This is a genomic window from Mesorhizobium sp. M4B.F.Ca.ET.017.02.2.1, assembly GCF_003998955.1.
Classification (GTDB): domain Bacteria; phylum Pseudomonadota; class Alphaproteobacteria; order Rhizobiales; family Rhizobiaceae; genus Mesorhizobium; species Mesorhizobium abyssinicae.
On the sequence record NZ_RZOF01000234.1, the window covers coordinates 1 to 10,374 of the forward strand.

Consider the following 10,374-nt stretch of genomic DNA (forward strand, 5'->3'; position numbering starts at 1 on the left):
GGGCATCCCGGTCGGCGGCGAGGCCGAGGATTACTTCTGGGCCGATGAACTATTCGTCTCCAGCGTTGACAGCCGCGCCGCCCAGGGCGTGCTCACCGGCCGCCATCATCTCGCCTTCCAGGCCAGGGACCGCGCCATGGTCGACGCCTGGTACAAGGCGGGACTTGCGGCCGGCGGCGAGGACAACGGCGCGCCCGGCGAGCGCCCCTACCACCCCGGCTACTACGCCGCCTTCCTGCTCGACCCCGACGGCAACAACATCGAGGCGGTGTTCCATGGCGAGGCGAAGCGGAGTGCGGCGGCGGTGGAGATCAGCTTTTAGGGCACGGAGCTTCAGCCCGCGTCGCTCGCACCCAGCAGCCATTGCCGGACGGCTTGCGTCGGTTCGGGATGCCGCTGCCTGCGGCATGACGACGTGGAAATCCTGGGTGCCGCGCATGTCTCCCTGGACCGGCTGCACCAGCCGTCCGGCGGCAAGGTCGGCGGCGACCAGGAAGCGGCTGGCAAGCGCGATGCCCTGGCCGGCGATCGCCGCGTCGATCGCCAGCGCCGTCTGGTTGAAGCGCATGCGCTTGACCTCCTTCGCCATCTTCAGGCCGAGCGCCTTTTCCATGAATTCCGGCCACAGATTGTGCCCGTCATGCAGCAGGACATGCTGCTGGATGTCCGCGGCGGCGATTTCGCCGGCGCCGGGCGGCAAAAGGGCAGGGCTGCAGACGGCGATGATTTGCTGCGGGAACAGGAGGTCGACGACGAGGCCGGGGCCGAAGGGAGGACGACCCTGCCGCACCGCGATGTCGACGCCGTCGGCCTGGAAGCTCGACAGGCTTTCGGTGGCGAGGATGCGCAGGTCGACCAGCGGGTTGTGCGCGACGAATTCCGGCAGCTTCGGGATCAGCCATTTGGTGGCGAAGCTCGGCGTCACGCTGATCGTCAGCCGCGCCGGTTCCGGCCGCAGCCGCACCGTCGCCTCCGAGATCAGCTCGAAGGCGCGGCGGATGTTGGGCACATAGGTGCGGCCCTCGTCGGTCAGCGCCAGGCCGCGCGGCAGCCGCTCGAACAGTTTCGCGCCGAGGCTGGCCTCCAGCCCTCGGATGTGCTGCGCCACCGCGCCCTGCGTCACGTTGAGCTCATGCGCGGCGAGGCGGAAGTTGAGATGCCGCGCCGACGCCTCGAAGGCGCGCAGCGCATTGAGCGGTGGCAAGCGCAGGAAGGCTTCGGGCATCGAGTAGTTTTTCTACAGTCCGATTTAAGGCTTTCTGGTTCGAACCAGCGGCGAAAGTCGAATATAGCACGTTGTGATCAATGGTGGTACGGGCCGAAAACCAATCCGGAAAGGAAGATGCGATGAGTGTAGAAAAAGTGGCAGTCGTCGTTGCCGGCGGCAGCGGCATGGGCGCGGCGGCGGCAAAGCGCCTGGCCGCCGACGGCTTCAAGGTTGCGATCCTGTCGTCGTCCGGCAAGGGTGAGGCGCTGGCCAGCGAGCTCGGCGGTCTCGGCGTCACCGGATCCAACCAGTCGAATGAGGATCTGCAGCGTCTCGCCGACCTGACGCTCGAGCGCTTCGGCCGCATCGACGTTTTGGTCAACAGCGGCGGCCACGGGCCGCGCGCGCCGATCCTCGAGATCACCGACGAGCAGTGGCACACCGGCCTCGACGTCTACCTGATGAACGTCATCCGGCCGGTGCGCATCGTGGCGCCCCACATGGTCAGGCAGAAGGCCGGGGCCATCATCAACATCTCGACGGCATGGGTGGTCGAGCCGAGCCCTATGTTCCCGACCTCGGCGGTGTTCAGGGCCGGCCTTGCCGCCTACACCAAGATCTTCGCCAACACCTACGCCGCCGACAATGTGCGCATGAACAACGTGCTGCCGGGCTGGATCGACAGCCTGCCCGCCACCGAGGAGCGGCGCGACAGCGTGCCGATGCAGCGCTACGGCACCAGCGACGAGATCGCAGCCACCATCGCCTTCCTCGCCTCCGATGGCGCCGGCTACATCACCGGCCAGAACATCCGCGTCGACGGCGGCATCATACGGGCGATCTGACGCCTGTCGGCCGCGGCCATGCGGCCGGCTTGCCGCCGTGCATCTGGCGGCAAGCCGCTCGCGGTCGGCGTCATTCCTTCACCGCCCCGGTCATCGAGGAAACGTAGTGCTCGACAAAGAACGAGTAGAGCACCACGACCGGCAGCGAGCCGATCAGCGCGCCCGCCATCAGCGCCCCCCATTCGTAGACGTCAGAGCGCACAAGCTCGGTCAGCACGCCGACCGGCACGGTCTTGTTCTCCGACGATTGGATGAACGTCAGGGCGTAGATGAACTCGTTCCATGACAGGGTGAATGCGAATATGCCGGCGGAAATCAGGCCCGGCACCGACAGCGGCAGCACGATCTTGGTGAGGATCTGCAGCCGGGTCGCTCCGTCTATGAGCGCGCATTCCTCCAACTCGAAGGGGATGGAGCGGAAATAGCCCATCAGCAGCCAGGTGCAGAACGGGATCAGGAACGTCGGGTAGGTGAGGATCAGCGCGAACGGCGTGTCGTAGAGCCCGAGGTTGAACACCATCACCGACAGCGGAATGAACAGGATCGAGGGCGGCACCAAATAGGCGAGGAAGACGGCGAGACCGACCTGCCGCGCTCCCGAAAACCTCAGCCGTTCGATCGCATAGGCCGCCAGCACCGCCGCCAGCAGCGACAGGAACGTGGCGGCGGTGGAGATGATGACCGTGTTGAGCAGCCAACCGGGATAGGACGTCTCGAAGAGAAGATAGCGGATGTGCTGCAACGTTGGATGCACGACCCAAAACGGATTGAAGTTGGCGTAATCGGTCATCTCGACATTGGGCTTAACCGCCGTGATCGTCATCCAGTAGAACGGAAACAGCAGCACGATGATGAACACCAGCAATGGCAGATAGACCGTCACCACGCGGCGCGGCAGGCTTTGCAGGTAGCCCATGCCGCCTTCATCGGTTTCCGGACGTTTCGGTCTCTTGATCGCGGCCATTTCAGTCTCCGCCGCCTTGCTGCCACTTGCGGCGTTGCAGGCCGAAATAGCTGAACAGGATCGCCGCCAGCAGGAAGGGGATCATGGCGACCGCGATAGCGGCGCCCTCGCCAAGCTGGCCACCTGAAATGCCGCGCTGGAAGGACAGCGTCGCCATCAGGTGGGTGGCGTTGACCGGTCCGCCGCGGGTCAACACATAGATCAGCTGGAAATCGGTGAAGGTGAACAGCACTGAAAAGGTCATGGTGATGGCGATGATCGGCGTCAGCAGCGGCAGTGTCACATGGCGGAACAATTGCCAGCGGCTGGCGCCGTCGAGCGTGGCGGCCTCGTAAAGCGATTGGGGGATCGTCTGCAGGCCGGCAAGCAGGGTGATGGCGACGAAAGGAATGCCGCGCCAGACATTGGCCGCGATGACCGAGGCGCGCGCGTTAGTCGGGTCGCCGAGGAAATTGATGCGATGGTCGATCAGGCCCATCTGCTGCAGCGCCCAGGACAGGATCGAGAACTGCGCATCGTAGATCCACCAGAAGGCGATCGCCGACAGCACCGTCGGCACCACCCAGGGCAGCAGCACCACGGCGCGGAAGAACGATTTGAAGGGAAGGTTCTCGTTGAGGATGAGCGCCAGCCAGAGGCCGAGCATGAACTTCAGGATCGAAGCGCTGATCGTGTAGAGCAGGGTGTTGAAGACGGAGAGCCAGAAGACGCTGTCGCTCCAAAGGTATTGATAGTTCTCGATGCCGATGAAGATGCCGGGGCGGCCGATACGGGCATCGGTGAAGCCGAGCCAGACGCCCAGCCCGAGCGGATAGGTCAGAAACACCAACAGCAGCACCGCCGCCGGCAACATGAAGCCGAAGCCAAGCGCGTTGCGGCTTTCACTCAGGCGCGACAGGATCGAAGAACGCTGCTCAACGGCAACGGACGGCACGGCCATGCGGTGGCTCCTCATCAGATATGATTGCGTGGCGGCCAGGGCGGCCGCCGCGCGGTTGCGCACCCTCACCGGGCAGCGCAGCTGCCCGGCCGGGCGATGATCAAACCCGGTAGTAGCGGTTGGCGCGCTTCTCCGCCTCTTCCATCGCCTCCTGCGGCGTGGCCTGGCCGGTCACCGCCTTGGCGAACATGTCGACCAGCACGTAGTCTGCCATGGTCGCGGCCGAGGCGTAGCCGAGCGGCCCGGCATAGCCGTTGGGACGCAGCGTCGCCGAGGCCTTCGCGTAGGCGGCGTTGTTCGGATCGGCCTTCCACACGGGATTGTTGTCGAAGGCTTTCAGCGTCTGGCAGCAGTAGCCCGCGGAGGAGGTGATCCAGTCCGACATCTGCGGATCCTCGAACATGAACTGCAGATAGGCTTTGGCTGCGTTGGGGTAGGGCGTGTAGTCGAAGATGACGGCCGTGGTCACCTGGAACAGCTCGACCGACTTTCCGACCGGGCCGATCGGCAGGTTGGTCGTGCGGATGTCCTTGGCGATTTCGTCCAGTTTGGGATCCTTGTCCTTGTTGATCTTGGCAGTGTTGTAGGCGGAAATGCCGTTGGCGATGACGCTCACTTCGCCGGCCAGGAAGGCACGATTGTTGTTGACGTCGAGCCAGCTCTCGGTCCCCGGAATGAAGGTCTTGTAGAGCTGCTGCGCGTAGTCGATCGCCTTCAGCGTCTCCGGGCTGTTGATCGCGACCTTGCCGCTCTCGTCGACCATCTGGCCACCATGGCTCCAGAGCAGCCAGTGCGCGTAGTTGTTGCCGTCGCCGACGCCGTGGCCGTGCGTGAAGCCGGCCGGATGTCCCTTCGCCTGTAGGGCCTTGCAAAGCTCGAGGAAGCCCGCCGTGTCCTTGGGAAATTCCGCGAATCCGGCCTCCTTCACCCAGCTTTCGCGGTAGACGATGGCATTGCCGATGGTGGCGAGCGGCAGACCGAGGAATTTGCCTTCCCGGGTCGCGTACTGCTTCGGTCCGTCATACCAGCCGCCATATTTCGAGCCCAGATACTCACCCAGCTCGGTCACGTCGTGCAGCTTGTCGGGGTATTGATGCGGGTCGTCGAACCAGACGAACATCAGGTCGGGACCGGAACCGACATTGGCGGCGACCGCCGCCTTGGGACGGATGTCTTCCCAGCTTTCCTTGTCGACGCGAACCTCGACGCCCGTCGCCTCGGTGAACCGCTTGGTGTTGGCCAGCCACTGGTCCTCATCGCCCTGCACGAAGGGCGACCAGCGCAGCAGCCTGAGCTTCGCGCCGTCCTCCGGCTTGTATTTCAGGCCTTCCTGGGCCAGGGCGGGAGAGCCGACGAACCGGCTTCCCAAGGCTCCCGCCGCCACGCCGGCGGTCGTGCGGATCACGTCACGTCTGGTGAATTTCATGGTGGTCTCCTCCTGTCAGTTTCCTCGCTCAGTCGTTCTTACGGCCTGGTGCCCATCTCGAACCGCTTTCCGGTTTCGCCGTGAAAGAGATGGATGAGGCCGGGCTCGGCCGAGAGCCGGATGGTTTCACCTGGCGTAAAGGAATGGCGCTCCCGGAAGTTCGCGACGATCTCCTCGCCGCCTTCTGTCCGGCCGATGAGCTGCACCTCCGAGCCGGTCGGCTCGACCACCGCGACAGTGACCGGAATCCCCGCCTCGGACAGCCTCAGGTGCTCGGGCCGTATTCCCAGCACCACCGGTTCGCCATTGCTGATCGACGGCGTCGCCGCCAAAGGCACGGAAATCTCGCCTGCGCCGCGAAAGGATGGCGAGCCATCGGTCGCAATCCCGCCCTTGAGCAGGTTCATGGCGGGCGAGCCGATGAAGGAGGCGACGAAGAGATTGTTTGGCCGGTCGTAGAGTTCCAGCGGTGGCCCGATCTGCTCGACGAGGCCGTCATGCATGACGACGATCTTGTCGGCCATGGTCATCGCCTCGATCTGGTCGTGTGTGACATAGACCGTCGTGGTCTTTAGCCGCTGGTGCAGCTCCTTGATCTCGGCACGCATCTGCACCCGGAGCTTGGCGTCGAGGTTTGAGAGCGGTTCGTCGAACAGGAAGACGGCCGGATTGCGCACGATCGCCCGGCCCATGGCGACGCGCTGACGCTGGCCGCCTGAAAGCTGGCGCGGATAGCGCGACAGCAAGGGCACCAGCCCAAGGATCTCGGCCGCGCGCCGCACGCCGGCTTCGCTTTCTGCCTTGGAGACACCTTTTAGCATCAGCGAGAACGCCATGTTCTCGGCAACCGTCATATGTGGGTAGAGCGCGTAGTTCTGGAACACCATGGCGACGTCGCGCTCCTTTGGCGCGACGTTGTTGACGACACGCTCGCCGATCGCGATCTCGCCGCGCGAGATCTTTTCCAGGCCGGCGATCATCCTGAGAAGGGTGGATTTTCCGCAGCCGGATGGCCCCACCAGGGTGACGAATTCACCGTCCTCTATGTCCACGCTGACGCCGTGAAGGATCTCGACGCTTCCGAATGACTTGTAGACATCGGCAATCGCGACAGACGCCATCGAAATCCTCCCGGCTGGGTCCTGCGACGTCCGCAAGACTCCATTTTCTTTCTGACATAGGGCTGAGGCGGATCCCGTCAAAACGGCGGGAACCTCAATCCACCACACCAGCCGGCGACAGCTACCAAGGCTCCCCCCTTGGTCACGCGACTGGGCAAACGGTAGCGCTACCAACCCTGCGTGTAAAGCGGCGGTGAGAAGCCAGATCTGCCTAAGCGCTCAGGGTAAATGAACGTAGATAGGCCTTAGACGGAAGTCCACGCATAGCTGTGCTATTCCAGCGTGTATCGATCTACTGGTAAGCTCGCCGGGGTTATATAAGCCAATGCTTGAATGGCGCCGCATTCCTCGAAACACGAATCTGCCAATTTTCTCGCCAGGGTGGAGATCGATCATCGCAAATGTTCGGACGTGCTTGCCCGAGCTGGGCTCATTCCCCATTCACAAATGCCAGCACCAGCCTCTGCAGATTGCCGCCCGGCCCGAATTCGACGCGGTCGAAGTCGCGGCTGGCCTGGCGCTGCGTCTGCGAGAGTTCGGCCAGGCGCTGGGTGAGCTCGGTCCTGATCTTCTTGCAGCCGGGGTCGTCGGCGACGGTCAGTCCGACGCTGAGCGCTTCGATCTTTTGCACCATGTCGATGATCTGACCGCCATGCACCTTCTCATGCGCGGCAAGGCCTGCGGCGAAGCCGTCCCAGCGCTTCTGCAAGCCCGCCGGCAGCGGACCGGTCGGCTTCGGCAGCGTGTAGGTGATGATGAGCTTTGGCCGCGCCGATTTGAGCACGCAGGCGCCGCCCCCGGCCTTGTCGTCGTAGTCGCGCTGCCAGGTCAGCTTGAAATTGGTATGCGCGATGACGCGCTTCTTGCTCTCGCCAATGAGCGGGCCGTTTTCACCGACCGAAGCATAGAGCTCGGGCGCGGTGTGGCCGGAGATGGCGTAGGTCTCGACCTTTTCTACCGGCTTCCAGTCGCCGGCCCGCGCCGGTGCGGAGGGCAGCATGGCCGCGAGCAAAAGCAAAAGGATGGCTGGTTTCATGCGCCCCCGCGGACTTGGAGCCCGAGTCGGCGGGCGATCGCCTCCCATCATGCCCGTTGCGCGCCGGACTGGCTATGCCGGCGTGTTGTCCCAGCCGGCCCGCTCGAGACCGATGCGCAACCGTTCACAATCCTCGGCGCACTCCAAGCGCAGGTCTGCAAGGATTTCCGCCATAGTCAGGCCCGAATCCAGCGCGCGGCCTTCCCTGACGCAAGCCCTGGCTTTCTCGGTGTCGCCATCGAGCGCGTGGCAAGCCGCCAGCCGCGCCCATTGCCAGACACTTTTGCGCGGCAGGGAGGAAAAGGAGGTTGCGGCCTCGCGGTAGCGTCCAGCAACGAACAAGGCTACGCCGCGGTCGAAATAATACCAGCTCGGATGCATCGGGTTGAGCTGAATGGCCTGGTCGAGCAGAGCCAGCCCGGCTTCGCCATCGCCGCGCAGCGCCTTGAAGTAGCCGGTCTGTGCGAGCGTGTCGGCATCGTAGGGGTTGAGGTCCAGCGCACGAGCAAGATGCTTTTCGGCGGCGTCGTACTCGTCGCAACCCCGGTAGAGCAGGGTAAGCGCCAGGATCCTGTGGCATCGCCCCTCGTCGGGGCTGAGCGCGATAGCATGCAGCGCTCGGTCGCGCGCCTGGTCGAGCACGGCGCGCGGCGCGCCGGAATAGCCTCCTATGATCAAATCGGCGAGCGCCAGATAGGCATGCGCAAGGCCCGAATTCGGGTCCCGTTCGAGCGCCATGAGGAGATGCCTGCGCGCCTCCTCGTTCACGCCTTCGCCATAGCTGCGCAGCAGGGCCATGCCGCGCAGCAGGTGGAGATAGGCCTCGACATTTGACGCGGATGCGGGCTGGCTGCGGCGCATGACTGCGCTTTCGATATTGGCGACCAGCGCCATCGCGATCCGTTGTGCGACCGTTTTCTGGAAGGCGAAGATCTCGCCTTTGGCGAATGTGAAATTCTGTATCCAGACGCGACGTCCGGATATTGTCTCGGTGAGCACGACGCGAGCGCTGTAGCCATCCCCGGCGGATTCCACGCTGCCTTCCGCGATGTAGTCGGCGCCAAGCCGCAAGGCGGTCGCGTTGATATCCTCCGTCCAATGCTCAGCCAGCACGAAGGCCGAATGGCGAGCCAGCACCGCGACGGTCTTGAAGCACGACAGCGCGTTGGTGATTTCCTCGACCGCGCCGTCGAACAACACCCTGCCGGTGGTGTCGCCGGCCTCGACGCTGAACGGCAGGATGGCGACCATCGGTTCGGCCGCGCGTCCGGCTTGGGGCGCCATCTGCGGAGGCTGATCGTTGGCCCGGGTTTCCGCGACCTGGAACAGATAGCCGCGCCGGGGAACGGTACGGATCAGCGCCTGCGCTTCGTCGCCGATCGATTTGCGCGCGTCGCGAATGCACTGGGTGAGCGAATCCTCGGTGGCGATGATGCCTGGCCAGACAGCCTGCAACAATTCGTCCTTGCCCAGCACCCGGCCGGAATTGCGTATCAGGAACGCAAGAAGGACGAAGGTCTTCGGCCGCACCGGCACGATCTCGCCGTCACGCCTGAGCGTGCCCAGTTCAAGATCGATAACCGCATTGCCGAACTGTTGCGACAAGCCCTTGCCCCATCGCCGCGCCCATTCGCGCGGCGACTATCGGAGAGGCAGAATGCCGGCAAGGTCAAGCCCGAAAGAAGCTCCCCGGAAAAACACTGTGCGGCAGGACGTGGCGAATTCGAGGCCATAGGCCCGGCCGTTTGGCGGACGGGGCTGGCGTCTCGCAAGGCGCCTGCCGTTCGAAATAGGCCAGCATCTCATTGGCTTCCCCACAGATGAGCCCGGCGACGCCCATCGACAGGATGCGCTGCGTTTCCTCCTGCGCCAGCATCGAGGACCAAAGCGCTCTTTCAGCCTTCTCACGCATGATCGATCTCCAGGGTCAGTGGTTCGCAGTCGCTAGGCCTGTATTGCTTCAACATTGCCCCAACGCGCGCTCGCCGTCCTGAACGGCTGCTGATATTTTGCTGAAATCGGCTTTCAGCGCCGCGGCCTGCGATCCCGGCTTTTCGTTGCTATTCGCTCGCCAGCGTGTCGAAGCGGGGACAGTGCGGGCGGGCGCCGACGGGGACGATCTCATACCCGGCGGCGATCAATTGCAGCTTCATCTCATCGAAATGCCGCTTCGAGCCGATGACGATCGCCTCCGGCGTGTAGTCCCAGCCATTGCGGGCGGCATTGGCCAGGATATCGGCATAAAGCCGCATGCTGGCAATCTTGACGTCCGATTCCAGCATTTGCCTGCACCCGCTTGCGAATGACTGCGACGGGGAAGAAAAACCCACGATTGCGCATGCCAGTCCGATCGAAACACCTCGCATGAAAACCTCCCATGGTTACAGCCTGTTGCTGCAAGGAAGCTTGCACCTCCTGCGCCCGCGAGGGGATCGGCCAGATGCGGTGTTTTAGGTCCTGCATTTGTAGCATTTTGCCACGGCAGGCGTTGATGGCGCGTGCGCCCGCGGGCAAGGGATCTGCATGAACCACAACGCGACAGCGGCCACGTCTTCACCGTCCTCGCCGGCTCTGTCCGAGCGCGAGCGCGCCGTGGCGGAAAAATTCGCGGCCGGGCTGACCTATCGCCAGATCGGCGAGGCGCTGTTCATCGCGCCGTCGACCGTGCGCACCCATCTTGCCGCGATCTACGAGAAGCTCGGCGTGCGCAACAAGGTGGCGCTTGCCGCGCACCTCAATGGCATTGCCAGCTTGCCGCCGGACAAGCCGTCGGCCTTGCCCGGCGCTTCGCCGGTGCTGGCGATATTCCCGATCGAATGCCTGAGTGATGAAGAG

General features: G+C 63.9%; 11 protein-coding genes and 1 pseudogene. 3 read left to right on the forward strand and 9 right to left on the reverse strand.

Annotated elements, in window-relative coordinates:
* A partial coding sequence (locus EN738_RS23530; RefSeq protein WP_127285794.1) for a VOC family protein occupies window positions 1–322 on the forward strand: 322 nt, incomplete at its 5' end.
* A gap of 11 nt (window positions 323–333) precedes the next feature.
* Here the strand turns inward: EN738_RS23530 and gcvA are convergent.
* Window positions 334–1,225: pseudogene (gene gcvA, locus EN738_RS23535) on the reverse strand (transcriptional regulator GcvA).
* A gap of 122 nt (window positions 1,226–1,347) precedes the next feature.
* On the opposite strand from gcvA, the gene EN738_RS23540 reads away from it, so the two are divergent.
* Window positions 1,348–2,052 (forward strand): SDR family oxidoreductase, encoded by a 705-nt coding sequence (locus tag EN738_RS23540; RefSeq protein WP_127285795.1) that lies wholly within the window; start codon window positions 1,348–1,350, stop codon window positions 2,050–2,052.
* Between the two features lie 70 nt (window positions 2,053–2,122).
* Here EN738_RS23540 and EN738_RS23545 read toward each other — a convergent pair whose 3' ends face one another.
* The 8 genes from EN738_RS23545 to EN738_RS23580 all read right to left on the reverse strand — a co-directional run bounded on the left by EN738_RS23545 (window position 2,123) and on the right by EN738_RS23580 (window position 9,821).
* Window positions 2,123–3,016, reverse strand: coding sequence for a carbohydrate ABC transporter permease (locus EN738_RS23545; protein WP_127285796.1), 894 nt, complete (start codon window positions 3,014–3,016; stop codon window positions 2,123–2,125).
* Window position 3,017: 1 nt separating this feature from the next.
* Complete coding sequence (locus tag EN738_RS23550; RefSeq protein WP_127285797.1) at window positions 3,018–3,956, reverse strand: sugar ABC transporter permease; 939 nt, start codon at window positions 3,954–3,956, stop codon at window positions 3,018–3,020.
* Window positions 3,957–4,056: 100 nt separating this feature from the next.
* Complete coding sequence (locus EN738_RS23555) at window positions 4,057–5,382, reverse strand: ABC transporter substrate-binding protein (RefSeq protein ID WP_127285798.1); 1,326 nt, start codon at window positions 5,380–5,382, stop codon at window positions 4,057–4,059.
* A gap of 38 nt (window positions 5,383–5,420) precedes the next feature.
* Window positions 5,421–6,503 (reverse strand): sn-glycerol-3-phosphate ABC transporter ATP-binding protein UgpC, encoded by a 1,083-nt coding sequence (ugpC, locus tag EN738_RS23560; RefSeq protein ID WP_127285799.1) that lies wholly within the window; start codon window positions 6,501–6,503, stop codon window positions 5,421–5,423.
* Window positions 6,504–6,933: 430 nt separating this feature from the next.
* Window positions 6,934–7,539 carry a DUF922 domain-containing protein gene (locus EN738_RS23565; RefSeq protein ID WP_127285800.1) on the reverse strand — a complete coding sequence of 202 codons (606 nt, stop codon included), beginning with the start codon at window positions 7,537–7,539 and terminating at the stop codon, window positions 6,934–6,936.
* A gap of 72 nt (window positions 7,540–7,611) precedes the next feature.
* The gene (locus EN738_RS23570) at window positions 7,612–9,144 is read right to left on the reverse strand and encodes a winged helix-turn-helix domain-containing protein (RefSeq protein WP_127285801.1); all 1,533 of its coding nucleotides are present in this window, start codon (window positions 9,142–9,144) and stop codon (window positions 7,612–7,614) included.
* A 64-nt stretch (window positions 9,145–9,208) separates the two neighbouring features.
* The gene (locus tag EN738_RS23575) at window positions 9,209–9,451 is read right to left on the reverse strand and encodes a hypothetical protein (protein ID WP_127285802.1); all 243 of its coding nucleotides are present in this window, start codon (window positions 9,449–9,451) and stop codon (window positions 9,209–9,211) included.
* Between the two features lie 148 nt (window positions 9,452–9,599).
* On the reverse strand, window positions 9,600–9,821 hold the full coding sequence (locus tag EN738_RS23580) for a hypothetical protein (protein ID WP_127285803.1): 222 nt from the start codon (window positions 9,819–9,821) through the stop codon (window positions 9,600–9,602).
* Window positions 9,822–10,062: 241 nt separating this feature from the next.
* Between EN738_RS23580 and EN738_RS23585 the strand changes: the two genes are divergently transcribed.
* The coding region (locus EN738_RS23585) for a helix-turn-helix transcriptional regulator (RefSeq protein WP_145966911.1) at window positions 10,063–10,374 on the forward strand (312 nt) is incomplete at its 3' end.

Bases quoted from the DNA above. Each gene is read 5' to 3' on its own strand.
- ugpC (WP_127285799.1), bottom strand. From the start codon at position 6,503: ATGGCGTCTGTCGCGATTGCCGATGTCTACAAGTCATTCGGAAGCGTC.
- EN738_RS23550 (WP_127285797.1), bottom strand. From the start codon at position 3,956: ATGGCCGTGCCGTCCGTTGCCGTTGAGCAGCGTTCTTCGATCCTGTCG.
- EN738_RS23580 (WP_127285803.1), bottom strand. From the start codon at position 9,821: ATGCTGGAATCGGACGTCAAGATTGCCAGCATGCGGCTTTATGCCGAT.
- EN738_RS23565 (WP_127285800.1), bottom strand. From the start codon at position 7,539: ATGAAACCAGCCATCCTTTTGCTTTTGCTCGCGGCCATGCTGCCCTCC.
- EN738_RS23545 (WP_127285796.1), bottom strand. From the start codon at position 3,016: ATGGCCGCGATCAAGAGACCGAAACGTCCGGAAACCGATGAAGGCGGC.
- EN738_RS23575 (WP_127285802.1), bottom strand. From the start codon at position 9,451: ATGCGTGAGAAGGCTGAAAGAGCGCTTTGGTCCTCGATGCTGGCGCAG.
- EN738_RS23540 (WP_127285795.1), top strand. From the start codon at position 1,348: ATGAGTGTAGAAAAAGTGGCAGTCGTCGTTGCCGGCGGCAGCGGCATG.
- EN738_RS23555 (WP_127285798.1), bottom strand. From the start codon at position 5,382: ATGAAATTCACCAGACGTGACGTGATCCGCACGACCGCCGGCGTGGCG.